The organism is Methylotuvimicrobium buryatense (genome assembly GCF_005931095.1).
GTDB classification, from domain to species: domain Bacteria; phylum Pseudomonadota; class Gammaproteobacteria; order Methylococcales; family Methylomonadaceae; genus Methylotuvimicrobium; species Methylotuvimicrobium buryatense.
The window spans coordinates 3,836,839-3,862,216 of the sequence record NZ_CP035467.1; the positions used below are offsets into that span (position 1 = coordinate 3,836,839).

The window sequence follows — 25,378 nt, forward strand, 5'->3', positions numbered from 1 at the left end:
GAAAGGTATAACTATAGCCTTTCGATAATCGCCTACAAAATCACTTTTCAGATGTAGCCAAACCTACCAGACCCAACAATTTGTCGCTAACACAACCCGAACCCCCTCAAAAAAAACACTATTTAACTATTAACATCAATAACTTACTGTATTGGCACACCGATTGCTTTATCTCGATTGCCATTAACCACAAGTTCACAGAGGAGAAGACCATGGCATTACGTCAATGTGCTATTTACGGTAAAGGTGGAATCGGGAAATCGACCACTACCCAAAATCTGGTTGCCGGCCTGGCCGAGCTCGGCAAAAAAGTCATGATCGTCGGCTGCGATCCGAAAGCCGACTCAACCCGCTTGATCCTGCATGCGAAAGCGCAAAACTCGATCATGCAAATGGCGGCTGATGCCGGCAGCGTCGAAGATCTCGAGTTGGAAGACGTGCTGAAAGTCGGTTACGGCGAAATCAAGTGCGTCGAGTCAGGCGGCCCGGAACCCGGGGTCGGTTGCGCCGGCCGCGGCGTTATCACCGCGATCAACTTCCTTGAAGAAGAAGGAGCCTACGATGAAGACCTTGATTTTGTTTTCTATGATGTTCTTGGGGACGTTGTCTGCGGTGGCTTTGCCATGCCGATCCGTGAAAACAAGGCGCAAGAAATTTACATCGTTTGTTCGGGCGAAATGATGGCGATGTACGCCGCCAACAACATCGCCAAAGGTATCGTGAAATACGCGAATTCAGGCGGCGTGCGTCTGGCCGGATTGATCTGTAACAGCCGCAACACCGCGCGTGAGGACGAATTGATCATGGAATTGGCCCGCCGGTTGGGAACCCAGATGATTCATTTCGTGCCGCGCGATAACGTCGTGCAACGCGCTGAAATCCGTCGCATGACGGTCATCGAATATGAACCGGCCGCGAAACAAGCCGACGAATACCGTTCATTAGCCCAAAAAATTATCGACAACAAAAATATGGTCATCCCTACGCCGATCACGATGGACGAATTGGAAGACCTGTTGATGGAATTCGGCATCATGGAAGAAGTCGACGAGTCGATCGTCGGTAAAACTGCGGTCGCCGAAGCGACCGCTTAACGGCTAGCCGGGCAAGTTCGCAAGAGCTATAGCCTACTTCAAGCAAACTATGTTGGGTTACGGCCAGCGCCTAACCCAACCCACGATTTCCACAACTGCCTGTTGGGGGATTACCCACGGCAAGAGAGGATAAGATTATGCCAGCCATGACAAGAGAAGAGACCGAAGCGCTCATTCAGGAAGTGCTCGAGGTCTATCCGGAAAAAGCCAAAAATGATCGGGCCAAACATTTGGCCGTCAACGATCAAAGTTTGGAAAAAGCCAACAAATGCATCACCTCGAACCGCAAATCGTTGCCTGGCGTGATGACGATCCGCGGTTGCGCCTACGCAGGTTCGAAAGGTGTGGTGTGGGGTCCGATCAAGGACATGATCCACATTTCGCACGGCCCGGTCGGCTGCGGCCAGTATTCCCGAGCCGGACGCCGTAACTATTATGTCGGCACGACCGGCGTCAACACCTTCGGCACGATGAACTTCACGTCCGATTTCCAGGAAAAGGACATCGTGTTCGGCGGCGACAAAAAACTCGCGAAATTGATCGACGAGATCGAAGTGTTGTTCCCGCTCAACAAAGGCATCTCGATTCAATCGGAATGTCCGATCGGACTGATCGGCGACGACATCGAAGCGGTTGCCAAGATGAAGAAAAAGGAACACGGCAAAACGGTCGTGCCGGTGCGCTGCGAAGGTTTCCGAGGCGTTTCGCAATCGCTCGGACACCATATCGCGAACGATGCGATCCGCGATTGGGTGCTCGAAGCCCGCGACGGCGACGACAGCTTCCCGACCACGCCTTACGACGTAGCCGTGATCGGCGATTACAACATCGGCGGCGATGCCTGGGCTTCGCGGACTCTGCTCGAGGAAATGGGTCTGCGCGTCGTCGCGCAATGGTCCGGCGACGGCACGATCGCAGAAATCGAGAAAACGCCGAAAGTCAAATTGAATCTGATCCACTGCTACCGTTCGATGAACTACATCGCCAGGCACATGGAGGAGAAATACAGCATTCCGTGGATCGAATACAACTTCTTCGGCCCGACCAAGATCGCCGAGTCCTTGCGCAGAATCGCCGCGCACTTCGACGATACGATCAAGGAAGGCGCCGAACGCGTCATAGAACGTTACAAGGCAGAATACGAAGCGGTCATCGCAAAATACCGCCCGCGCCTGGAAGGCAAGCGCGTGATGCTGTATGTCGGCGGCCTGCGTCCAAGACATGTCATCGGCGCCTATGAAGACTTAGGCATGGAAGTGGTCGGCACCGGCTACGAATTCGCGCACAACGACGACTACGACCGTACGATCAAGGAAATGGGCAATGCCACCCTACTATACGACGATGTGACAGGCTACGAGTTCGAAGAGTTCGTCAAGAAAATCCAGCCCGATCTGATCGGCTCCGGCATCAAGGAAAAATACATCTTCCAGAAGATGGGCATTCCGTTCCGGCAAATGCATTCCTGGGATTATTCCGGCCCCTATCACGGCTTCGACGGTTTTGCGATCTTCGCCCGCGATATGGATATGACATTGAACAATCCCTGCTGGAAAAACATTAAAGCACCCTGGAAAAAAGAGACCGCCAGCGAGCCGGTTAAAGCCGCCGCTTAATAAATCGAGGAGCAAGGCGAAAAATGAAATATGAAAAGCCAAATATCGCCGGCGATCATCTCTTCATGTCCTTTCGTCTTGTACCTTTCATCTTTAGCCTATTACGCCTGTCCACAGATTGGTGGCGCGTTAGGAGATTACCATGAGTCAACACGTCGACAATATTCAACCCAGCTACCCTTTATTCCGCACCGACGAATACAAGGAAAACCTGGCCACCAAACGCGCGGAATACGAAGAGCGTCATCCGCAAGAACAAATTGACGAAGTATTTCAATGGACAACCACGAAGGAATACCAAGAGCTAAACTTCAACCGTGAAGCCTTGACTGTCAATCCGGCCAAAGCCTGCCAACCGTTGGGCGCGGTACTTTGTGCGCTGGGCTTCGAAAAAACCATGCCGTATGTGCACGGTTCGCAGGGTTGCGTCGCGTATTTCCGCACTTACTTTAACCGTCATTTCAAGGAACCGGTCGCTTGCGTATCGGATTCGATGACCGAAGACGCTGCCGTTTTCGGCGGTCAGAAAAACATGTTCGCCGGACTGGAAAACGTCAAAGCCTTGTACCAGCCTGACATGATCGCCGTTTCGACGACCTGCATGGCCGAAGTGATCGGCGACGATTTGAACGCTTTCATCGGCAATGCCAAAAAAGAAGGCCATATCGAACAGGACTTTCCGACACCGTTCGCGCATACGCCGAGTTTCGTCGGCAGCCACACGACCGGCTGGGACAACATGTTCGAAGGCATTGCGCGCTATTTCACGCTGAACTTCATGGAGGGCAAGGAAGCCGGCTCGAACGGCAAGATCAACTTCGTGCCCGGTTTTGAGACCTATCTCGGCAACTTCCGCATGATCCACCGGATGATGAAGGAAATGAGCGTAGATTATTCGCTGCTCAGCGATCCGACCGAAGTGCTCGACACGCCGGCCGACGGCCATTTCCGCATGTACGCGGGCGGCACGACGATGGACGAAGTCAAAGACGCGCCGAACGCGTACGATACGATTCTGCTACAGCCTTGGCAGCTCGAAAAAACCAAGAAATACGTACAGAACACCTGGAAGCACGACGTGCCTAAATTGAATATACCGATGGGCCTGGAATGGACCGACGAGTTGTTGATGAAAGTATCGGAAATCACCGGAAAGCCGATTCCCGAATCCTTGGAAAAGGAGCGCGGTCGCCTGGTCGACATGATGACCGACTCGCACGCCTGGCTGCACGGCAAAAAATTCGCGCTGTACGGCGATGCCGATTTCGTGCTGGGCATGGTCAAATTCCTGCTGGAACTCGGCGCCGAGCCTACCGAGATCCTGGTCAATCACGCCAACAAACGCTGGAAAAAAGCCTGTGAAGCGGTTTTGGAAGCCTCGCCTTACGGTAAAAACTCCACCGTGCATATCGGCAAGGATTTATGGCACTTCCGTTCGCTGGTATTCACGAACAAGCCGGATTTCATGATCGGTAATTCCTACGGCAAGTTCATACAGCGCGACACCTTCTACAAAGGCGAGGAATTCGAGGTGCCGCTGATCCGCATCGGCTTCCCGATCTTCGACCGCCACCATCTGCATAGAATGACCACATTGGGCTACGAAGGCGCGATGTACATTTTGACCACATTGGTCAATGCGGTCCTGGAGCAGTTGGACAAGGAAACCAAAGGCATGGGCACGACCGATTACAACTACGATTTGATTCGTTGATCGTATAAACCAGACCGTCGGGTTACGGCTTTTTGCCTAACCCGACCTACTTGTTTTTGATTGGAGAACCCTATGCCCAGCGTCATGCTCAGAAAACGCGACGACGGCAAACTGCTGTTTTATGTCGCGAAGAAAGATCTGGAAGAAACCATCGAGTCGCTGGAATTCGACGCGCCCGAAAAATGGGGCGGCGAAGTGGTGTTAGGCGACGGTTCGCGTTATTACTTCGAACCGCTGTCGCCCGCGCCTAAGATTCCGACGACTCTACAAGCGAAACGTTTATAAGGAGGCTGTCATGGCTTTATATATTGTTGCCGACGAATGTATATCCTGCGGCGATTGCGAACCGGTCTGTCCGACCAATTCGATCACGGAAGGCAAGATCGTGTTCGAGATCGACAAAAAGACCTGTACCGAATGCGAAGGCGATTTCGACAAACCGCAATGCGTCCGGGTGTGTCCGGTCGATAATTGCATCCTGCCTTTGCCGGCTTGAGCGATGGTCACGCAAGAACTGGCCGACACGATCGCCGCAACGGTCGAAAGCCTCGGCATCGATGAAACCGTGATCGGCCGGCTTAGGGCCGATCATCCCGGTATTCATTTCACCTATTGCATCGACGACGACATCCCGAACCACGAACCGGTGTTGGAATGCCCCGGTTTCAATCTGTATCTGGTCGACGGCCGCGACCATTGTTTGTGTCTGACGCAAAACTACGAACAGGCTTCCGGTTTCGTCGTCGCCGAAATCATCAACGACTGAGGCGATGCGATGTCCGATCAGCCCAACCCCGTTACGACGCCGATCGCCGATTGCAGCCTGTGCCCGTTCCGAGGCAAAACGCTGTTGAGAGGTCGCTGCATGCCGGGCGACACCTGCGTCCTGGTCGAAAGCGGCCGGCAGATCGACCGCTTCTTCCGCATCAATCCGCACTATGCCGAGCAGTTCTTGCACGACCCATTCTGGGAACGGCGCGCGATCGCAGTACGTTACGCACCGATCAAAGCCCTAACCGATCTGATCGACGACGAGGACGAAGTCGTCCGCCGCGCTGTCGCATATCGTCTGCCGTCTCAACAATTGGCGCCGTTGCTCGATGATCCCGACCGCGAGGTGCGTATGACCGTCGCCGACCGCATCGATCTGGAACATCTGGAACGATTGGCCGACGACCCGGATTACATAGTCCGGTTAACGGTCGCGAAACGATTGTCGCCGGGCCGGCTGTTCCGTCTAATCAAGGATGTAGACCCAAAAGTACGTCAACTCGTCGCCGAACGCTTGCCCGAAGTCAGTCTGGGCTTGATGATCAATGACCCGGCTCCCGAAGTCCGGCGCGTATTGGCTGAACGCATGCCACCGCATGACCTGGCATCGCTGCTGAGCGACGACGATTGGCTGGTGCGCTATACCGCCGCGCTACGCGCCGATCCTGCCGACCTGTCGGCGCTCTGCGACGATCCCGAGCCGGACGTGCGCGAACTGGCGCGAAAGCGCCTGCATATTTCTGCTTCCGATGGAGCCGACAATGAATGAATCGCCCTCGTTGATTGCCGGCCGGATACTGGCCGACTGTTGCAAGAAACTGATTCCGGGACAAAACGACGAATCCTTGTTGAAAACATTGCAGTCGTTGCTGCCCGCCTATCCTGTTCGGCTGTCCTGGATCGGCGAAGAATGGTATCGGATCGGCGGCGTCGTCGACCGCGATGGCCAGCGCATCGCTCACGATTTGATCGAATGGAGCGAGCGCACTTATATCGAATGCGGCCGTGATTTGCAAACACTGGTCGATCATGCCCGCGAACGAAATTTGATCGCGACGCGCCAGTCCGGACGATCGCTGTATTTCGTCGTGCAAACAGGAAGCCGCGCCGAGGACTTCACGCTGATCGAAATCGACAAGACCAGGGAAGTGTACGACCGCCTGCTCGTCAACGAAAACGAAGCGCCGGAAGACTTGGACGAGATCATCGACCCGCTGAATCCGACTACGGTCGAAAGCGTCTCGGTCGGGGCGACTCGCTATGCCTACCGTCGCAAGACCGACATGCCCCTGTTCATCGAAGCGATCGATCAACATCATGCCGTCGAACATCCGGTGCGACGTTTCTTGGACGATTGGAACCGCAGCAGCGCCGGACAAAAACACCGCTTCTGCGAAGACTGGCTAATCCGACCGTCGCAACATACCGGCCGCTTCGGCGAGCAGATCGTCAACGCCGAAATCATCAATATCCGGCAAAACCGCCTGCCCTATCTCGAAGACCTGGCCGGCAAAAAAGGCAATACCCTGAATGGACTGCTGACCCGATTCGACCGGCAAGCCGGTTATCCTTTCGCCTGGTTCTTTTACATGGTCAAAGGCAAACTCGTGTCGCCATACTGTGCGCAAGCGGTCTTTCAGGACATCAGCGGCGACTTCGCCTATCTGCCGCAACGCGACGAAGCAGTGCTGCGCGACTGGGTTGCCGATCCCTATCAAGTCTAGTGGGTTGACTCATTCCGGCGCCCTATCTCCCGGCAAAACCGAAAAATCATAGGGCGGATTCGGAGCGGGCGACATAAAGAAAGGGGGGGCAGGCCTGTTTTGCCGGACCCCGTTGTTCTTGACCCCGTTGTTCTGTTCTGGATTTACTAACATACATCAGCAATTCTAATTCTGAATAGCTGGGCCACACCCATTATCCTGCCTCTTTTTTTTGCACGGATCACAACACTGGCGCAGCCAAATAAGCCGCTCGTGAGGCGACCTTAAACCACCAGGGTTGGTTGAGAATATCAGTGGTCGACATTTCTCGTGAGTTAGCGAAATCCTGCTCAAATACCGTTCCCATACGCTGTGCAAAGGTCTCATCGAACACCCAAGCGCTGATTTCAAAATTAAGTCGAAATGAGCGATTGTCCAAATTCACTGTGCCCACCGACGACGCGCCCTCGTCCACTAGCAGCGTTTTAGTGTGCAAAAAACCGGCTTTGTAGCGGTATATTTTCACACCGGCTTCCAGCAGGGGTTGGGTAAATGCGAAGGCGGCCAAGTAGGTCAAGATATTGTCTGGGCGTTCGGGAATTAACACGCGGACATCCACACCGCGTAAAGCTGCCAGTTTAAGAGCGGACTGCACGCCTTCATCCGGCACGAAATAAGGACTGCTGATCCACGCACGTCGGCGGGCCGTGGCCAGCGCGTGCTGTACCATTAAACTTGCGGTTTCAAAACGATCCGCAGGTCCACTAGGCAATATTAATATGGGCACACCATTATTCGCGGCGGATTGCGGCTGCCAATCTAATTCCAGAATATCGCCACTCGACCAGTGCCAGTCTTCTAAGTAAGGCAGTTGTAAACTGAACACTGCAGGCCCTTCAATTTTTAGATGTGTATCGCGCCAAGCAGCTATGCGTGGATCTTGTCCGAGATATTCATCGCCGACATTCAACCCCCCGACCCATCCAAAGCGCCCATCGGCGATAACGATTTTGCGGTGATTACGAAAATTCAATTGGAAGCGATTGCCTGAACCCTGGCTAGAGTGAAACGACCGCACCAAAACGCCTGCGTCGCGTAGATCGTCCAAATAGCGACGCGGCAGCAGGTAACTGCCAATTTCGTCATAAAGGAAATATACCTTAACACCATCGCGGGCCCGTGCCGCAAGGCGGTGTTTCAGCTCTAACCCCAAGACGTCGTCGCGTACTATATAAAACTGCACCAGCAAATAGTGCTCTGCGGCATCAATACCGGCAAAAATACTGGCAAAAGTTGTCTCGCCATCAATAAGTAACTCAACATTATTGCCTCTCAGCAGCGGCATCTTGGCCAAGCGCTCCATTACCTCAAAACTTTGTTGGGCCGATGGAAATGGTGCCGCATATTGCTCGACCAATGACATTTTTTGAGCAAGTTCGCGATGCAAACGACTATCGACCTCTTTGCGCCCGATCACATACCCACTAAAACGATTGTCGCCAAAAACCCAATAGGCGGGAACAGACACATACGGAAAGGTGTTTAGAGACACTATCCAGGCCACTGCGCCCGGCGCTGTGCGCGTCGACATGAGTGCATCGACCGAAGAGACAATGCCCAATGTGTGCGCCACCAAAGATATCCACAACAAACGTCGCTTTAAAACCGCCATGGTCGCTCCCAGTTGTGTCGGCAGCTGAAATTATCGAAAAAAAAGGGGCAAAAAAAAGAAAAAAGGGGTCTAGAATCGTAGGATCTCTCAGTTAATGATGCGGTTGATTAAGGACGAAGATAACTTACCTCAATGCTCAAACTTAGTCGATTATAGATAACGGACACAATTTTGCTCAATTTTTATGTGCTTACGCTTTTGAAGCTCATGAATAATAGTGTCAATATCCGCATCTGAAATGATACTATGGAATTGAAATATTGGATGATTGGTATCAGGTTTTGGAAATTGCATCAGGTGTCGTTTAAGCAAATACGCATTTGCAAAAAACAAGACCTAGCCCTGTGGTTTTCACATGACCTAATAGAGCACTTTTCTATCCGGTTAAATTGATTTTCTCTCCATAATCGCTCTTCTATCAAGCAAATACACCCAGCTTCCCTCTTCCCTGACCTTTAATGCCGTCAACTTTTTGCCTGCACATATTTCACTTAACTATTCACCGCTAACCGGGTCATAGCAAATACTGTGCATGGAACACTGCAAATAGCGTCCAGACTCATCAAAAATGTTACTTTCCTCGCAATCTAATGCCCTCGGCATATGTACGCATTGATTCAAATAGCCGTATACCGCTCCGTTAAAACGAATCAGAACGGCGCTGCACGCTTTCCCTCGATATTTGATATTAAAAGAATACTTTCCTAATTCCGGAATTTGAAATCCCTGACAAATAGGCTCTGGAACTCTTCTTATAGCCACAGTGTTCACCTCCGCTTTCCATTACAGCAAACATCAGGCCAGAGGTTATTAAAAAGAGATACGGCGCAGCAGTCCGAGTTCTCCAGGCCTAGGCCCAAACCGGCCGAATGCCTTCCAGCCATTTGTCTAAACGCTCGTCGGTGAGTTCTTTCTGCGTTTCCTCATCCAAAATGAGCCCGACAAATTTATCGTCGATGACCGCTTTCGAATAAGTGAATTGATAATTCCCGGTATCCCATGCTCCGCCGATGATCTCAGCGCCGCGTGAGGCAAAAGCATCGTACAAATAACGTACGGCGCTGCCAAAATTTTTGCCGTAACTTTTTTGGTTACCCAATCCGTAAAGCGCCACTTTTTTACCGTTGAAATCATGCCCGTTCAATTTCGGCAAAAACTCTTCCCAACTTTCGGTTTGATTACCGGTCGATTTGCCGGGTAGCTCACCTTCTCCATAGGTCGGTGTGCCCAATATCAATACATCGTAATCAAGCAAATCTTCCACGATAGCCGTTCGAATATTGACCGGCTTTGCGGTACAGGGGCCGATTTTTTTCGCGATCGTTTTCGCGATCATTCTCGTCCTGCCGGTATCTGTTCCGAAAAATATACCTACTTTGGCCATTGGTAATTACTCACGCTTGAATTTGCAGTAAACCGGAAGCAGGGGTTTCGGCTTGCTCCCGCCGTTGCTCGGGCGTAAAAGTCTTCATCGATACCGCATGCAAACGGCCCGATGCCAAGACGCCGGCCAAGGCCGCCATGACACCCTGTTGTTGCTTGACCAACGGCAAATCTAAAAACGCCTCGCTGACCACAGTAATCGACAGATTACAGCCTTCGCCATCGATCTCGATGACCGCATCGGGAAAACTATTTTTGATCAGGCTTTCGACTTCAACGTGCGTTATCGCATCACCGGCCGCTGCCGTCGACTCCGTTTTTACCGACGTGTTTTGCAATAAGAGTAACAAACTGCCATCGTTATGCATCGCTTCGACGATATCGCAACCGCCGACCAGCTCGCCGTTAACGAACAATTGCGGATAGGTTGGCCAATGGGAAATTTTCGGCAGTTTTTCGCGGATGAATGGCGCTGCCAGGACATTAACATAGGCGAACGGAATTCCGGTTGCGTTTAAAATTCCGACCGTTTTCGCAGAAAACCCGCATTCCGGAGCGGTTGGAACGCCTTTCATGTAGAGGATGATAGGATTTTCGGCTAGTTGCTTGCGTATTTTGTCTTCGGTGCTCATTTTTACTGTCTCTTAATGATAAATGTGGAAAGGCCATCAGGCCGAATTTTTAAGAGTGGGCTCGAAAAAACGTAGGTTGTTGACGCCCCTTAACCCAGTATTCTCCCAGAAAAAGGGAGAGATCAATTCCCAAGCTCTGTACTCAGAGTTATAGTTAAACTGTAGAAACAGTCTTGCCATCTTAGCCAATGTGACTTCGATATCATTAATTGTCACCTGACGTTTTCGACTTCGATATCGCGATCAGGGGATCGCTCCCACAATAGCGTCGGTCGCGATTTCGAAACAATACTGTTTTGCGGGGTCACCCTGCCCCGGCCTGTTTTTGCAATGGCGATTCTTGGTCATGTTCGATCAACCTGAGCGGCGCGCCGTTCTTAACGACTTCCGCATCGACGATGCAGATCTCAATATCTTCACGAGTCGGTAATTCGAACATCGCCTTGCGCAAAATCGTCTCCATGATGCTCCGCAAGCCTCGAGCCCCGGTATTTCGTACGATCGCTTTTTCGGCGATTTCCACCAATGCATCCGGCGTGAATTCGAGACTGACGCCGTCATAGGCAAACAAGTGCTGATATTGTTTGACCAGCGCATTTTTCGGTTCGGTCAGGATTTGAATCAGCGCATCGACGTCGAGCGGTTCCAAGGGAGCCAATACCGGAAAACGCCCGATGAATTCCGGGATCAAGCCGAAGCGTTTTAGATCGTCTGGTTCGGTCGCATTGAGCAAAACTTCAATATCCGGCTTTTGTTCGGACCGGCCTATTTCGCGATGAAAACCGATTGCGGTATTCGCCGGCACCAGGCGTTTCTCGACGTGCTTTTCGAGTCCCGGAAACGCGCCTCCGGCGATGAACAAGATGTTGCGCGTATCGACGATGACCGAATCGGCAGTGTTGCCGTCCTTACGCCGCCCTTTGTTCGGAACTTTGACATGCGAGCCTTCGACCAGGCGCAATAGCGCTTGTTGCACGCCTTCGCCCGAAACATCCCGAGTGCCGAAGGCCTGTTCAGGGCTACGAGCGATCTTGTCGACTTCGTCCAAATACACGATGCCCCATTCCGCCTTGCCGATATGGCCGTCGGCAACATCGAGCAAACGCACCAGGATGTTTTCGACATCATCGCCGACATAACCGGCTTGAGTCAGCGTCGTCGCGTCGGCAACTACAAACGGCACACCGACGATCTTGGCCAGCGTACTGGCCAGTAGTGTTTTACCGGTTCCGGAAGGCCCGATCAGCAAAATGTTGGACTTGCCGATTTCGACGCCGTCGTCGGAAGCGCCCAATCCGCCGATTTGTGAACTTTCGTGCTTCAAGCGCTTGTAATGGTTGTAGACCGCAACGGCCAGAATCTCTTTCGCGAGATCCTGCCCGATAATGTAGTCGTCGAGCAGTTGCTTGATTTCGGCCGGTTTCGGCAAAGGGCCATGCATTTCGGCCAATTGCTTTTTCTTTCCCCAGCTTGAAACGACCTGATTCGCCAAGATTACGCAAGCTTCGCAAATCTGCCCGTCGTTGCCAGCGATCAACGGTACGTCGACCGATGCCTCGACCCCGCAAAAAGAACATATCTTATTGGTTTTTTGCATAAATGCTCCGCTTGTCTTAAGGTTTCCCGGATTCGTATCGCAAACGATAACCTATACATCAATCGTTGATAGCACACTGTCATCTAACGCACCCGGCTTCGAAATCGCGATCTGGGGATCGCTCCCACAGAGTATTCAAATCCCAAGTGGGAGCGTCGCCCTCGTCGCGACTATCGAAGCCATTGAAGCTCAACAACCATGACTTTGATCGAAGCCCCCTATCCGCAATGCTCATCTTATGCGTATGAGCTCTTGCTTCTCAAAACCGGCAAGCAAGAGCTTGCGTGAAGGGTTTCCCAAACCGGAGTTTGGGAAACAGCGAACTATTCATTATTATCTGCTCTCTGCTCTCTGTTCCCTATTCACCATTCACTATTCACTATTCACTATCGACTATTCCCGAGAAAGCCCGGCCAACCAGGACCTTTGGCAATTGCGCCGGTAACGTTCCTGCATAACCTGCCGGATCTTCGGCGCCGCCTTGTGCAGCGACAGCGTTTCCGCCTTATGAATCTCGACGCACTGGAGCAAATGGAAGCCGAGTTCGGTTTCGACGATGCCGCTGATGTCGTTTTTTTTCATTGCAAACAGCGCTTCGTCGATTTCGGGATACAACGTACCCCGCGCGAACACACCGAGCATTCCGCCTTGCAGCGAGGTCGGACATTCGGAATGTTTCAACGCCAAATCCTCGAATTTATGAGGCTTGCGTTGCAGTTTGAACTGTAGTTCCTGAATGCGTTGCAGCGACTTCTCGCGGCTGTTTTCGGCATATTCCGGATTGACCGTGATCAGGATATGACGCACCGCTCGGCGCTCCGGCAAATTGAATTTGTCGGGATGGGTGTGATAATAAATACCGATCTCGACCTCACTGACCTCGGGCGAACGGGAAGCGACTTTTTCCATAACCGTATTGACCTTGCATTGCCGATATAAGGCCGCGCGCAAGCGCTCGGCATCGAGTCCGTTCCTGGCGAGCGCCGCATCGAATTCGCCGTCATCGTCGAACCGGCCGCGCACCTCCAGGTATGCCGCATCCAGTTCCTCATCGGTGACGATCACGCCCGCGGCCTCGTTCGAACGCAACACGCGCGATTCGATATCGAATTCGCTCCGCGCCTGTCTTTCGACTCGTTGCAACTGTCCGGCATCGAGTTCGGCAGGCGGCTTTTTGAACAGGGCCAGAGACGCTCGCAACAGCGTATAGGGCTCGACTTTAGCGATGGTTTCGGCAATTGCGTTCATATCAATCCTCCGGTTCGACGAAGGCTTCCGGATGGGCCGGTTGCAAGACGGTTTCGGGTACTTGCAGCGTTCTGCCGGGGAAGCGGACATAATATTGAATCGGCTTGAAATCCCTCAGTACTTTGAGAATTTCACCCTCCTGTCCCTGCTCAGCGACAATTTCCCCCTGAATACCCAAGTCGATCGTACTCACGACCTTGTCGCGAAACTCGAAGCGGCTCGGATTCCAGGGTGCGTCGGCCGGAACCAATTCCTCGGCGCGGCAGCCGACCATGCGGCCCTGGTCAAGAAAATGCACCGTGTAAATCACCTGGTCCTGCAGAAACGTGCCCATTTCGATGACATGACCGACGCTGCCGCGCCGTACCAGCAATTCGCCGATCGCCATACCCGGATAGGTGCCGTCGTTACGCACGTTCCGCGTCACCCGCACCGCTTCGCCGAAGTCGAAGCGTTCTTCGTCGAAACGCTCCTCGATCATAATTGGATGTCGCCCAAGGGCACGAACACCGTTTGCGGCTCGCCCATCTTAAAGACCTTGAAGACCTTTTCGGTCTGCGCGTCGGATTCGACAAAATCGTGATAGGCGCGTAGTAATAATTGCTTGTAAACCGCCCGTAAAGCGCCTTCGTCTTCAGGCAACTTGTTCTCGGCCTGAGCCAGATAGTCGTGAAAACGCTGCAGAATATGAAGACGATTGACATGAACGATCGACGGCTCGTATTCCAGTTCGAAATACTGTAAAAAATCTTCGGCCGATTCCAGCTCTTCGATTTCTTCTAAAAAACTCATGGTTTTCTCCGGGTTAATAGGGGCCGGCAAGATGCAAATCGCTGACGATCAAATACACCATTAACAGTGCGAATGCCGCGAAGGATATCGCGGCAAGCAACTGTCCGGATTTCAGTTTGAACATAAAACCTCTCTAGGCCGCTATCAGGCCGCTTCCTTATGCTGGTGGGTAAAGCAACTTTTCGGACAGACTCTCGAACAGGCCTCGCAACCGATGCAATCGTCCGCATTCTTGATGCTCATTACCATGCTGTTATCGTCGTCGTCCTCGAAATCGCCGTAATCGTCGTCGAAATCTTCCGGATCGAGCGCCTCGTCTTTCTCGACCAAATCGAAGACATCGCGCGGACAAACCTTGAAACAACGCCCGCAGCCGATGCAGGTGCGCTGATTCAAATCGTTGACATAGGAAGGCGTCCAAACCGTCCCGCCGAATGTTACCCCGGTTACCAATTCCGCCATGACGCCACCTATGCGGTTTCCGCCTGCGCGGCGAGCAGTTTTTGATTGGCTTCGTCCCAAGCCTTGCACGCTTCATAAGTTGCCTGGGCGACGCCCATCAATTCCTGATAAGCGTCGGGCAAACGGTCCTCGATCAAATCGTGCAGCTCCATGGCTTGTTCGCCGGCCAAACGTTTGGTTTTCTTGACTTGTTTTTCCAGTTGCTTGATGTCTTCGGCTGTCATGTCGATCTCCTCAGCTTTCGGCGACTTCTTTGTATTGCTCGATCAATTCCAGCGCCTTGTCGATCTGTTTTTCGCTTTGCTCGCACAACGCTTCCAAGCTCGGAAACCCCCAGCGGTGCACATCGCGCAAGGTTTTGTCGACCACGATCAACTTGCCGACCATCACCAGCGCCCGGCCGAAACCTTCGTGCGTCAGATTGACGAACGGCACGGCCATCAGCCCGCATTTCTTTTCGATCAACGACGCGATCGCGTTGTAATAAGATTTGATGCGAGCCACGGTGGTCTCGTCAGGGTCGCCGACGATCGGGATTTCGCGCTTGCGCTCCTTGGTTAGGATCAACGGGTCGATAATTTTTTCCTCGGACCAGCCATCATAGGTGTCGTAAGTATCGAGCGCGCGCAATTGTTTGAGCATTTCCGCGACGAAATCCGAGCTCATGAAGGGATCATTCTCTTCGATGGCCATTGCTGCTTGGTTCATGGTGTGTCCTCTATGATTTATAAAAGCCGTAGGGCACGCATCGCGTACCTTTCTTGAAATTTGAAACAATCGAAACCCTTGGGAACTCGCGTATCCTACTCATTCCGACCAGCCCTCCTCTTCCATAGCGTCGAAGCGCGAAGGATCGAAACCTTTAGCCTTATTGATCGCCTTCGCGAGCCAACTGGACGATCCCGATTTCAATTCGTTCTGCAGGTCGGCGATCAAATCAACGATGCGGCTGCCTTCGTGCACCTTGACCGGTTGGATGCCGTGCGCGACCAATTGCTTGATCGCCGACGCCCCAACCGCCTGGCAATACACTGCGGCGCAGCCTTCAAGCATCTGCATCTTGACCGACAATTTGTCTTCGTTACCGTCCTGCGCGAGATCGCCGAACTGCGCGGCTTCCAATAATTCGCTGCGGTCCGGGTCGACCGCATAGACCGCGAACGATTTAGACGAGCCGAAATGTTGATTGACCGTGTTCATATCGGTCGTCGCGAAAGCGATTTTGATCGCGGAATCCATGGGCATCCTCTGTTCCAAAGGTTGTACGATATGCATGCGCCGGGTCACAGACATGATCAAGCGGTCCGGCGGCGTTCGGTTTCGGGTTTCTGCGCATAGATCGAGTAATACGGCTCGATTTCCTCATGCGCGAAATTGATGACCAGATTGGCCAGATCGAACAAGGTTTGGCGTGTACCGCGATAACCGATCCAGGTTTTCTGATATCCGCCGATGATGTCGTACAGCGGGAAACCTGCGCGCAAGATCGGAATGCCGAGCCGCTCGGCGGCCGAGACCGCATGCGAATTGCCGATCAACAGTTGCGCACGGCGTTCCTTTGCGATCGCTTCGAGATCTTCGAGATCGCCGATTTTGATGGCGTCCGTTTTCGTTCGGCCCAGCACCGGGGCATTGGCCGCGCTGACCGCCGCGACGATTTCGCCGCCCATTTCGGCGATCAGGTCGACGAACGCGTTAAGCTGATCCGGATCGGCAGCGATCGCGACGCGGAGCTGCCCGAGCATGAAATGCGTGTCGAGCATCGCATCCTGAAGCTGCGCGCGCTGCCGTTCGATGCGCTCGGGTACGTCGAGCCCGGCGATTTCGCTCAAGGTTACGATCAATGCGTCGTTCGCCTGAAGTCCGTACAAATGATCGAAATAAAAACTCGCGACGCCGGTTTTCTGCTGCAGCAATTCGCCTGCTTTTTTCAGCGATGCGCCGATCACGAGCGTGGCAGTCGCTTCGCCCAAGGCCGCCATTTCCGACAGCGGCGTACCGCCGATCGTAACCGGAGAGAAATCCAGATCGGTCAGCACGCCGTCCAGAGAATCGGAAATATCCGGCACAAAAACCGGACGTAATTGGAATTGCTCGATCAAATCGCGCAAGGCTTCGAGATCGCCCGGCGTCAGCATCGGACCGGCCAAGACGTTGACTTGCCGTTTGCGGGTGCCCGGCTTTGTACCGGCCTCTGCGGCCTCGGGCACCTGCGTGCGGACGATTTCGGTCAAGGTCGCGGCATAACCCGTTTCGACGCAGCCGGTGAAATCCGGGGTGTTGACCGCGACGACCGCGACATGATCGTATTCGGGATATTTGGCGCGGAATTCGCGAACGTTACGGTGTACGTCGGCGCCCTGCGTTTCGGCGAGACCGGTCGTCAGCACGGTGATCAATGCCGGGTTCGATTTATCGGCGATCGCCTTCAAGCCTTCGACGACGTTTTCGTCGGCGCCCATCACCGAACTACCCTGATCCATCGCAGTCGTCTGCAACGGAATCGGTTCGCGGAAATGACGCACGAAAAACACCTTCGCGAAGGCCGTGCAGCCTTGCGAGCCGTGCAGCATCGGAATCGCGCGGTCGAAGCCGAGCGTCGCCAACGAACCCCCGATCGGCTGACTGGCTTTCAGCGGATTGACCGACAGCGCCTTGTTGCGTTTGAGTATCTCGGCCATCGCGCTTACTCCGCCGAAGGGTACGCAAGGCGTACCTTTTCAATCTTGGAGGCTGATATGGTGCGCGATGCGCACTCTACTTTCCAAGGCGCAGGCGCCCTAACGGCCGGCCAAACCGGACTCTCGATCGTCAGCGCCAATTGCCGGACCAACTCCAGCATCCCTTGATAGCCTTCGTAGCCGAATTCCCGCTCCTGGTTGATATCCAGAAACGGCACGCGCGCCTTCAATGCGGTATACATGTTCCGGCCGCCGGCGATCAGAATATCGGCCTGGTAATCGCGGACGATCTTCAGCAAGGCTTTCGGGCTGCCGTCCTCGATCATCACGGTATCCTCGCCCATCAATTCGCGGATGCGCGCCTTGTCCTCCTCGGTCGACTTTTTCGTGCCCGTCGCGACGACGACCATGCCCAAATCCTGCAATGCCGAAATCACCGACCAGCTCTTAACGCCGCCGGTGAACAGCAGCACTCGCTTGCCGGCCAGTCTTTCGCGCCACGGCTCCAACGCCTTGCGGATACGAGTTTCCTCGCGGGCGATTAACGCTTCGGTGCGTTCGGTCAAATCGGAGTCGCCGATCACGCGCGCGAAATCGCGCAGGGCTAGGCTCGTGTCAGTGATGCCGTAAAAGCTGCCTTCGAACCACGGCGTACCGTATTTCTGTTGCAATTTGCGCGCGACGTTGACCATCGCCTTCGAACACACCATCATATTCACTTCGGCCTTGTGCATCGTCTGCACCTCGCGGAAACGCGCATCGCCGGATAAGGTACACAACACGCGCAAACCGAGCTCGTCGAGCAGCGGCAGCACATGCCAGAATTCGCCGGCGATGTTGTATTCGCCGACCAGATTGACGTCGTGCACCCGGATGCCGGGTCTTGCGCTGCCTTCCGGCAACAAATCCGGGTCGCGCGTGCCGATCACATGATTGACCATCGCATCGCCGGCGATACGGTTGCCGAGATTCTTCGTGCCGTAGAAACCGGCGCAATCGATCGGCACGACCGTCACGCCCCAGCGCTGTTCGGCCTGTTTGCAAATCGCGCCGATATCGTCGCCGACCAGAGCCGGCACGCAGGTGTTATAGATGAAGACCGCCGGCGGATCGTAACTGTCGATCGCCTGTTTGATCGAATGAAACAAACGTTTTTCCGAACGCCCCATGATCACATCCTGCTCGGTCAGGTCAGTCGTCATGCCGTAGCGGTACAAATCCGAACCCGACGAACGCGTGCCCCGGTTGTCCCAAGAACTGCCGGCGCAGGCGATCGGCCCGTGCACGATATGCGCGACATCTGCGATCGGCAGCAACGCGATCTGAGCGCCGTCGAACGCACAACCGCCCGCCGCCGAACCGGGTTTCGGTTTCGCGCAGCCGGACTTCTCCTTCTTGTTGTGTTCGCAAGCCGGCTCGTCCAGCAATTCGGCAATGTCTTTGGTCGATTTCATGGCACGCTTCTAAGTAGGGTTACTGGACATTAAGCAAAATATGTGCCAATTTTTAAATTATTGATTTATCTGATTTGTTGTGAATTTTGCTTTGTCGCATTTACGACAATAGAAGCTTTTTGGAGCGGTTCGGATGATTGGAAGTCAGGAAGGGTTGGGTAACAAGAAAAGCTATCGAGGTCTTATTGGCTAAGATGGCATGTTTTACAAAATTTCCTTTAAAAGCGTTGCGCAGATGGAAGCTTCATGAAATGAAATGCGATGCTTATCCTCCGAATTTTTGTAGCGTTGAAGATGAAAGCGGCTTCTTCACACGTGTTTGCAATAACGAATTGATCCACGATACGCAGGTTGCTAGCCGTTTGGTCATCGCCATGACGCTCAAGTAGCGCTGTAGTTTGTCAATTTCGCCGGCGCAACTGCGCAACGACAAGTCTAGTCCGCAAAACAACAATATTAATTGCAATCACTGCAGCGGTGATCGAATTTTCCTCGCCCGTGCAAACGCCTTTAATTCATAGGCCTGCTACTGTAAATTTGCTGGGAGTTCTTGCAAAAAGTCATCAAAAAGCGTATCAATTAGCTGCGGTTAATTCATAGGAATTTTCGCTTTCGTCGGTCAAAATATCCTGTGTTGTGGCCTCACATTTATTTTTCAACTATAAATAAATTTCTCGTGCCTTAAGGGGCACTGCCATTAAGTTAAGCCGTTCGTGGTGAGCCCTTCGGCTGCGCTCAGGAGAGCCCTGTCGAACCATGGACGGCTTAACTTATCGACCCAGGATTTTTCCATTCACCCTTCGACAGGCTCAGGGCGAACGGAAAAATCCTTAACTTAATGGCAGTGGCCTTAAGGGGGGAGCACAATATACAACGATTACGTTGTTGCCTATGATCTGAATACATTCCTTACCTTACCTTACGTTTTGTCAGTTAATTAGGCTTTTTAGCTTATAGAGGAATCCTTAACAATGAGAAAATATTTAAATGTTTTTGCATCGTTTATAATAATGCTTTGCATAGGTAGTTTATACTCATGGAGCATAATTGCAGCTGAACTAATTGAAAAATATAACTTTTCTTTATTACAGTCTCAGATAATATTTGGAACACTTATCGCGGTATTTCCTATAACTATGATTTTTGTTGGGCAGTTAGCAAGAAAAATTAAGTTTAGATATATAGGCTACATTTCGGGTTTATTATTTTTTTCCGGGTATCTCATTGCAAGCTATTCTCAAGGAAGCTTTATCTTAATTTTGTTAGGGATTGGGTAATCGTTTAGCCCCCCATCACTAAAAAAGTAGCATCTCCCGTTAAAACATGAAAAGCTATAGGACATGACGTTGAGCGACCGAGACCTTAGCCAAATGGACACGGACTATCTGGATGATTTGCCGGAGGGTGAGTTGCGTCCATTGAGTAAGCAACTGTTGGCGGATCTCAAAGAAGCCCGAGAACGACTCAAACAATCCCCGGATACGAGTTCGCGTCCGCCGTCATCCCGGGAGCCTTGGCAATCGAATCAATCCAGCGCCGAACCGTCGGAAGAAGCGCCGGCAACGGACGACTTGTCGGCACTGGATTCGTCTGAGTCTTCGTCAGATGACTTACCTAGCCAGGACTCGGCAACACCTCCGGCGGCGACCGGTGATAGCGGAAAGCCTAAAAAAGCCGGGCGCCAAGTCGGTAGCCCAGGCTATAGCCGCAACCTGACCTTACCGGTGACACGGACAATTGAGCATCGCCCGGATTGCTGCGCCGCGTGTAGGCAATCGTTTGCCGACAACACCGACTACCGACCCTGGAACGCCCGGTTCGAACTGGAGCTTGAAATCGGCAACGCCGAATCGCCGAAATTACAAATCGAACATAGCCGACATGACTACTTCTCGGCGACCTGTCCCTGCGGTCATCAAACCCGCGCCGAGCCCGGGCGAGGCGCCGACGAAGATGGCTGGAGCGTAGCCCTGAGCGAATGGCATCTGTGCGGCCCTCGGTTGGTTAGCTTTTTGGTTTATCTCTCATTGTCCCTACGGGCATCGCGCAGCAGAATCCAAGCCTATTTGCGCGATTGGCTGGGAATCTACCTCAGCACCAGCACCATCAATCAATGCATTCATGAAGCGGGACGTGCCGTTGCGCCGGTCGTCGACGAGCAGTTGATCGCGGAACTCAAGGCCGCCGGCCTCTTACATATCGATGAAACACCCTGGAAAGAAGCCGGGCAGTTATTTTGGCTCTGGGTCTTTGTCAGCGCACAGACGGTGATTTATCAAGTGGGCAAACGCCATCGTCTCGTCGTGAACCAGCTCTTAGGGGAAGCGTTTTGCGGCTTACTGATGACCGACGGCTACAGCGTCTATCGCATCTTTCCTAGGCGCTTGCGCTGTTGGGCGCACTTGGTGCGCAAGGCCCGAGCACTGTATCAGTGCCTGGATAGCGAAGGACAAGCTTTCGGCGAAGCCTTGTTATTGGCCATGATCCTGTTGATGCGCAACATCCACCGACTCCGCGAATCGCCGCCGGATGCCGAATCCTTATGGGCGCAGAATCAACAGTTGCTGACCTTGCTGCGCTCGCTCTGCGAGACGCACCGAGACATCGCGCATGTTGACAGCCGACAATTAGCCGGCGAATTTCTCAACGATTGGGAGGCCATCGTGCGCGTGGTCGAAACGCCGGCGCATCCATTGACCAACAACGTGGCGGAACGCAGTTTGCGGCACTGGGTATTGCTGCGCAAAATCACCTTCGGTTCGCGGACGGCACAAGGCAGTCGCGTGGTTGCCTTGCTGGCGAGCGTGATTGATACCGCGCGTTTGAGAGACCTGAATCCTTGGGAGTTTATTGCTCAAACACTGGCCGAACGCCGTAAAAACCAACCCGTCCCTCGTTTGCCTATGCCGGTTTTGGCGTGATAGGAACAGGGGGGGGCTAAACGATTACGGGATTGGAGTTATGGTTGGAATAGCGACTGGTTTCGGTTATTGGGTTGCGCTGACTTCGCCAGTTCAATGGTTTCCTGAAAAAAAGGGTCTAATTACAGGCATATCAGCCGCAGGTTTTGGATTAGGTGCGGTATTCATGTCGGATATATCGGAAACAATCTTGACCAATGGAAAAGATGTTTTACAACTGCTTGAAATAATAGGAATATCATACGGTGTAGTTATATTTTTGTTGTCAAATTTAATTTGTCAAAATATTCTTATCGACAATGAAAAAATAATCAGTACAGTTGATTTTTGGAGATCAGCGATTTTCCGAAAGCTATTTATAGGAATTTTCTTTGGGACATTTGCTGGCTTACTCATAATTGGAAGTTTAAAAATTATTGGTGGACAAAGCAATATTAACACTCACTATTTGATTGTAGGAGTTTCATTATTTGCTGTTGCAAACTTTTCAGGAAGGCTTGTTTGGGGATTTTTGAGTGACATTATAGGAGCAAGTTTAAGTATATTTTTAGCGCTATTTTTTCAATCTGTAGCTATTATTCTGTTGAATATCATTACATTGTCTAATACATCTTATTTGGTTATTTCTTTTTTAATAGGATTTAGTTTTGGCGGTAATTTTGTACTTTTTGCCAAAGAAACAGCTCAGGTATTTGGCGTAAGGAATCTTGGCATTATTTACCCTTATGTATTTTTAGGATATGCAATAGCGGGCATTGCAGGTCCTATAAGCGGAGGTTTGCTATTTGATTTTTCAGGTACATTTTCCTACGCAATTTCTCTTGCGAGTGCTATGAGTCTTATTGGCAGCTTAGTGTTTTTAAAGCCAAGTATTCAAGCCCTGTTGGCAAATTACCGCAATTCCGGCGTAATTGATGACCTCCCATCATTAAAAAAGAATGATTGAGGGGAATTTAATAATCTCCCCTACCCCCCTATTTTTCAAAGGCTATGTTCGCGCATAAATGCAGATTTTGCATTACGCCATAGATGGCGTGTATTAGGGCAATGCAGGGCAGAAAAATGCTCCTGCATTTTCTGCATTCATTACATCCATGTAACTCAGCAATTGCCGAGGAGCAAAAATATGCCCTGCCGCCGACACCTGTCAATCGAGCAACAAAATTGGGGCCTTATGTTTGACATTAACACTTCCCTTTCCCCCTGTTTTACTGCGCGGCTCAATTCAGCATAGTTCACACCAATAATATCCACCCACTTGAACAATCCCGATAGGTTCTTTATTGAGCGCCTGCCGCAACCGTTTAGCGTGAAGAATGCATTGAGCATTAGCGATGCCTATCGATCGCGACCGATACCCAAAGGGCACAAGTGCGGTTCGTTCCTCACCACATCCTATATGCTATTTTTGAGCGATAAAGAGGCCGTATCTCTTTTATTTCTTGCAATAAAGCGTCTTACACGCCCTACTTTTGCTCTACTCAGTCTTGCGGCAGCCAAAGATCACCCAAGTTCATGTTGATCGCATCGAACGGTGGAGCACTGACGATATCGTCGTTTTGCCAAGTGCGCTCCAACAGCCAATGTCCGTCGAGTAGGCGATATGCCTCCAATATCCGAAGATCGGGATCGACCAACCACAACCATTGCACCGACGCCTCCGCATATATCGGCATTTTGACAACTCGGTCCGTGCGCGCGGTGCCAGGAGATATTACTTCACAAACCCAATCGGGCGCGAGACTGAAATAAGCCTCATCAGGAAATCGCGGCATTCGCTCTTTACGCCATCCGGCGAGATCGGGTACCAAAATATGGGATCCCAAATGCAGCTCCGGTTCATCTAAAATCCACCATCCGCCCGGCCCTCCTTTGCCTTGATCGAAAGGCCCCATCACTTCACCGCCGATAATCGAGGCGGCTCGGGCGTGTTTAGGTGCCGGACGGGGCTGGGTAATCAATTGACCATGCAGAATTTCGCCGATTATATGATCGGGCAAATCAAACAAGTCTTCATAAACGGCGAAACGATAGGCGGGTTGATTCATAAACAGTTACCGGGAGGAGAATTGACTTCGGGTTTTGTATTCATATATCGACATCTCCAACTATTGTTGACTGTTCAACTGACAATTGCAAGATAGGCTTAAAAAGCAGGCTGGAAACGTTAAAAATCAGGGGCCGCCTAATCATCAAAATCCGGCTCAGTCCTTAGGCTGTCGTGGTCCTATCATGTAACTTTATGATAATTGGGTCAGCCATTAGGCTGCGCATCGCGCACCTTTCAGCTACGCAGCCGATTCCCCATTTACGAAAATTATTCGTCCTCCGGCCCGAAACAGTGACGGTAATCCTCGCATACTTCGCAGGACGGCGCGCGGCACAGAGATAAGCCCTCCGCCTCGCATAATTGCTTGTAGAGAAATTTTTTCCATTTCATGTCTTTGGTGTTACGTGCGGCGAGGTCTGGGAAATTATGTACCAGCAGCGCCGATAGCTCCTTACGCGACCATAATCCCAAATCCTGCCAGAGGTGATCGCTGCCGAGACACGCCGCGACAATGATCGCGGCTATCCATTCGGACTCGGCAACGGCGGGAGAACGAAGTTCGGCTAATAGATTTTCCAGATCTTCCCGCTCTAACATTCGGCTAAAATCTTGGGTTTTTCCGGACGGAGCTTGTCTTTCGACATAACACCCTGGAAAACATCGGCTTAGCAACTCGTCGAATCGTTCCGGTTCAAGCCCCAAAAAATCGGGCAGAACGCCCTCCCCGGCCCGCCAACTGGCTATTATTTGCGCCAGCCAGTGCGCGTTCGGCGAACGGTTCGAACGTTCGGTTAAATCCAGGTAGAACTGTTGGCGGGTCATGTCCGGAACCGTGTAAAAGCCGGCGCGTGGAGCTAAGCTTGCCGTAGGCATCAATACTGGACTCGAATATCCTCGTCCCTGACTATCATCTGGCAAGCCATGCGCCAATCGGTCGGCAGGTCGTCGACATGCATCGTTTCAATTTGGTCCTTCGTGATCTTACCCAGCTCGAGCAGCAAGATTTTTTCCTTGTCCGTCAACGGTCCGCCCATGCGCTGATGTTTGTCGTCAATGCTGCTGACTTTGACCAGACAGGTACCGCATTCGCCATCCTCGCATTCGAAATTAATCGGTATCTTATTTTCGAGTGCCAGCTTCAATACGGTTTGCGTATGGCTACCAGCCACCGCGTAGACGGTTTTGTCGCGGTATTCGGGATTCGTGAAAGTTACTAATGCCATGATGAGCTCCTCTTATTTCTTAAACAGGTTTTACCGAAATCTCGCCGCCCAAGGCCTGAGCCTGGCATGCCAGACGGTTATGTTTGCCGGCCATGTTTTCGCGCAGCACCTTATCTTCCAGTACCGAAGGCTCGGTCAAATGATTCCACCCGTTCGTCACTTTCATGATGCAGGTGCCGCAATCGCCTTCGCGGCAACCGTAGGTGATGCCGGAACCGACTTTTTCCGAAACCTCGATAATACGGGTTCCGGCCGGCACAGTGACAGTTACGTTAATGTCTTCGAATGTAATGGTCGATTTGGCCATTTTGTTGCTCCTAAATGTAGTGAGTATTGTTTGATTGTAGGATGGGCAAAGCACAGTG

Annotated in this window: 29 protein-coding genes; 11 read left to right on the top strand and 18 right to left on the bottom strand. The window is 52.1% G+C overall.

Translation table 11 applies throughout. The features are described 5' to 3' along the window. Nucleotides 1-212: 212 nt before the first annotated feature. From nifH to EQU24_RS17100, 8 genes are all read left to right on the top strand, one after another. Entirely contained in the window at nucleotides 213-1,094 is an 882-nt protein-coding gene (gene nifH / locus EQU24_RS17065; protein WP_017842415.1) for a nitrogenase iron protein, read from the top strand. Nucleotides 1,095-1,231: 137 nt separating this feature from the next. Then, nucleotides 1,232-2,710 carry a nitrogenase molybdenum-iron protein alpha chain gene (gene nifD / locus EQU24_RS17070; RefSeq protein WP_017842414.1) on the top strand — a complete coding sequence of 493 codons (1,479 nt, stop codon included), beginning with the start codon at nucleotides 1,232-1,234 and terminating at the stop codon, nucleotides 2,708-2,710. A gap of 142 nt (nucleotides 2,711-2,852) precedes the next feature. Continuing rightward, nucleotides 2,853-4,424 carry a nitrogenase molybdenum-iron protein subunit beta gene (gene nifK / locus EQU24_RS17075; RefSeq protein ID WP_017842413.1) on the top strand — a complete coding sequence of 524 codons (1,572 nt, stop codon included), beginning with the start codon at nucleotides 2,853-2,855 and terminating at the stop codon, nucleotides 4,422-4,424. A gap of 72 nt (nucleotides 4,425-4,496) precedes the next feature. Continuing rightward, nucleotides 4,497-4,709: a putative nitrogen fixation protein NifT gene (gene nifT, locus EQU24_RS17080; protein ID WP_017842412.1), complete on the top strand. Its 213-nt coding sequence runs from the start codon at nucleotides 4,497-4,499 to the stop codon at nucleotides 4,707-4,709. A 10-nt stretch (nucleotides 4,710-4,719) separates the two neighbouring features. Further along, nucleotides 4,720-4,920 (top strand): 4Fe-4S dicluster domain-containing protein, encoded by a 201-nt coding sequence (locus EQU24_RS17085; RefSeq protein ID WP_017842411.1) that lies wholly within the window; start codon nucleotides 4,720-4,722, stop codon nucleotides 4,918-4,920. Nucleotides 4,921-4,923: 3 nt separating this feature from the next. Then, the gene (locus EQU24_RS17090) at nucleotides 4,924-5,190 is read left to right on the top strand and encodes a DUF6129 family protein (RefSeq protein WP_017842410.1); all 267 of its coding nucleotides are present in this window, start codon (nucleotides 4,924-4,926) and stop codon (nucleotides 5,188-5,190) included. A gap of 9 nt (nucleotides 5,191-5,199) precedes the next feature. After that, nucleotides 5,200-5,964 (top strand): 4Fe4S-binding leucine-rich repeat protein, encoded by a 765-nt coding sequence (locus EQU24_RS17095; protein ID WP_017842409.1) that lies wholly within the window; start codon nucleotides 5,200-5,202, stop codon nucleotides 5,962-5,964. After that, nucleotides 5,957-6,919 (top strand): hypothetical protein, encoded by a 963-nt coding sequence (locus EQU24_RS17100; RefSeq protein ID WP_017842408.1) that lies wholly within the window; start codon nucleotides 5,957-5,959, stop codon nucleotides 6,917-6,919. Before EQU24_RS17095 ends, EQU24_RS17100 begins: the two co-directional genes overlap by 8 nt. 220 nt (nucleotides 6,920-7,139) lie before the next feature. Here the strand turns inward: EQU24_RS17100 and cls are convergent, their stop codons facing one another. The 14 genes from cls to nifE all read right to left on the bottom strand — a co-directional run bounded on the left by cls (nucleotide 7,140) and on the right by nifE (nucleotide 18,819). Further along, entirely contained in the window at nucleotides 7,140-8,570 is a 1,431-nt protein-coding gene (gene cls, locus EQU24_RS17105; RefSeq protein WP_017842407.1) for a cardiolipin synthase, read from the bottom strand. 495 nt (nucleotides 8,571-9,065) lie between these two features. Then, nucleotides 9,066-9,341 carry a Rieske (2Fe-2S) protein gene (locus EQU24_RS23480; RefSeq protein ID WP_425272074.1) on the bottom strand — a complete coding sequence of 92 codons (276 nt, stop codon included), beginning with the start codon at nucleotides 9,339-9,341 and terminating at the stop codon, nucleotides 9,066-9,068. A 79-nt stretch (nucleotides 9,342-9,420) separates the two neighbouring features. After that, nucleotides 9,421-9,954, bottom strand: coding sequence for a flavodoxin (locus EQU24_RS17115; protein WP_026130359.1), 534 nt, complete (start codon nucleotides 9,952-9,954; stop codon nucleotides 9,421-9,423). A 10-nt stretch (nucleotides 9,955-9,964) separates the two neighbouring features. Then, nucleotides 9,965-10,585 carry a Grx4 family monothiol glutaredoxin gene (gene grxD / locus EQU24_RS23320; RefSeq protein WP_017842405.1) on the bottom strand — a complete coding sequence of 207 codons (621 nt, stop codon included), beginning with the start codon at nucleotides 10,583-10,585 and terminating at the stop codon, nucleotides 9,965-9,967. Between the two features lie 304 nt (nucleotides 10,586-10,889). Beyond that, entirely contained in the window at nucleotides 10,890-12,182 is a 1,293-nt protein-coding gene (clpX, locus tag EQU24_RS17125) for an ATP-dependent Clp protease ATP-binding subunit ClpX (RefSeq protein WP_017842404.1), read from the bottom strand. Between the two features lie 393 nt (nucleotides 12,183-12,575). After that, a complete protein-coding gene (gene nifM, locus EQU24_RS17130) occupies nucleotides 12,576-13,430 on the bottom strand; it encodes a nitrogen fixation protein NifM (RefSeq protein ID WP_017842403.1) in 855 nt (284 codons plus the stop codon). Between the two features lies 1 nt (nucleotide 13,431). Beyond that, nucleotides 13,432-13,911, bottom strand: a complete 480-nt coding sequence (locus EQU24_RS17135; protein ID WP_017842402.1) for a nitrogen fixation protein NifZ — start codon at nucleotides 13,909-13,911, stop codon at nucleotides 13,432-13,434. Then, complete coding sequence (nifW, locus tag EQU24_RS17140) at nucleotides 13,908-14,222, bottom strand: nitrogenase-stabilizing/protective protein NifW (protein WP_017842401.1); 315 nt, start codon at nucleotides 14,220-14,222, stop codon at nucleotides 13,908-13,910. Before nifW ends, EQU24_RS17135 begins: the two co-directional genes overlap by 4 nt. A 144-nt stretch (nucleotides 14,223-14,366) precedes the next feature. After that, complete coding sequence (fdxB, locus tag EQU24_RS17145) at nucleotides 14,367-14,684, bottom strand: ferredoxin III, nif-specific (protein WP_017842399.1); 318 nt, start codon at nucleotides 14,682-14,684, stop codon at nucleotides 14,367-14,369. Nucleotides 14,685-14,692: 8 nt separating this feature from the next. Next, nucleotides 14,693-14,908, bottom strand: a complete 216-nt coding sequence (locus EQU24_RS17150; RefSeq protein ID WP_017842398.1) for a CCE_0567 family metalloprotein — start codon at nucleotides 14,906-14,908, stop codon at nucleotides 14,693-14,695. A gap of 10 nt (nucleotides 14,909-14,918) precedes the next feature. After that, nucleotides 14,919-15,392, bottom strand: a complete 474-nt coding sequence (locus tag EQU24_RS17155; RefSeq protein ID WP_017842397.1) for a NifX-associated nitrogen fixation protein — start codon at nucleotides 15,390-15,392, stop codon at nucleotides 14,919-14,921. Nucleotides 15,393-15,491: 99 nt separating this feature from the next. Beyond that, entirely contained in the window at nucleotides 15,492-15,923 is a 432-nt protein-coding gene (locus tag EQU24_RS17160; protein ID WP_017842396.1) for a NifB/NifX family molybdenum-iron cluster-binding protein, read from the bottom strand. A gap of 56 nt (nucleotides 15,924-15,979) precedes the next feature. After that, nucleotides 15,980-17,365 (bottom strand): nitrogenase iron-molybdenum cofactor biosynthesis protein NifN, encoded by a 1,386-nt coding sequence (gene nifN / locus EQU24_RS17165; protein WP_017842395.1) that lies wholly within the window; start codon nucleotides 17,363-17,365, stop codon nucleotides 15,980-15,982. Between the two features lie 5 nt (nucleotides 17,366-17,370). Beyond that, nucleotides 17,371-18,819: a nitrogenase iron-molybdenum cofactor biosynthesis protein NifE gene (gene nifE, locus EQU24_RS17170; RefSeq protein WP_017842394.1), complete on the bottom strand. Its 1,449-nt coding sequence runs from the start codon at nucleotides 18,817-18,819 to the stop codon at nucleotides 17,371-17,373. 971 nt (nucleotides 18,820-19,790) lie between these two features. On the opposite strand from nifE, the gene EQU24_RS17180 reads away from it, so the two are divergent. The 3 genes from EQU24_RS17180 to EQU24_RS17190 all read left to right on the top strand — a co-directional run bounded on the left by EQU24_RS17180 (nucleotide 19,791) and on the right by EQU24_RS17190 (nucleotide 22,686). After that, a complete protein-coding gene (locus EQU24_RS17180) occupies nucleotides 19,791-20,096 on the top strand; it encodes an MFS transporter (protein ID WP_017842392.1) in 306 nt (101 codons plus the stop codon). 63 nt (nucleotides 20,097-20,159) lie between these two features. Next, complete coding sequence (gene tnpC, locus EQU24_RS17185; protein ID WP_040575330.1) at nucleotides 20,160-21,740, top strand: IS66 family transposase; 1,581 nt, start codon at nucleotides 20,160-20,162, stop codon at nucleotides 21,738-21,740. A gap of 40 nt (nucleotides 21,741-21,780) precedes the next feature. Then, nucleotides 21,781-22,686, top strand: a complete 906-nt coding sequence (locus tag EQU24_RS17190) for an MFS transporter (RefSeq protein ID WP_017842391.1) — start codon at nucleotides 21,781-21,783, stop codon at nucleotides 22,684-22,686. 535 nt (nucleotides 22,687-23,221) lie between these two features. On the opposite strand, the gene EQU24_RS17195 is transcribed toward EQU24_RS17190, so the two are convergent. The 4 genes from EQU24_RS17195 to EQU24_RS17210 form a co-directional block, all read right to left on the bottom strand. Beyond that, a complete protein-coding gene (locus EQU24_RS17195) occupies nucleotides 23,222-23,788 on the bottom strand; it encodes a Uma2 family endonuclease (protein WP_017842390.1) in 567 nt (188 codons plus the stop codon). Between the two features lie 269 nt (nucleotides 23,789-24,057). Beyond that, complete coding sequence (locus EQU24_RS17200) at nucleotides 24,058-24,663, bottom strand: nitrogen fixation protein NifQ (RefSeq protein WP_017842389.1); 606 nt, start codon at nucleotides 24,661-24,663, stop codon at nucleotides 24,058-24,060. Then, nucleotides 24,663-25,013, bottom strand: coding sequence for a 2Fe-2S iron-sulfur cluster-binding protein (locus EQU24_RS17205; protein WP_017842388.1), 351 nt, complete (start codon nucleotides 25,011-25,013; stop codon nucleotides 24,663-24,665). The genes EQU24_RS17200 and EQU24_RS17205 overlap by 1 nt, the downstream gene beginning before the upstream one ends. 19 nt (nucleotides 25,014-25,032) lie before the next feature. Further along, nucleotides 25,033-25,320, bottom strand: a complete 288-nt coding sequence (locus tag EQU24_RS17210; protein WP_017842387.1) for a 2Fe-2S iron-sulfur cluster-binding protein — start codon at nucleotides 25,318-25,320, stop codon at nucleotides 25,033-25,035. Nucleotides 25,321-25,378 lie beyond the last annotated feature (58 nt).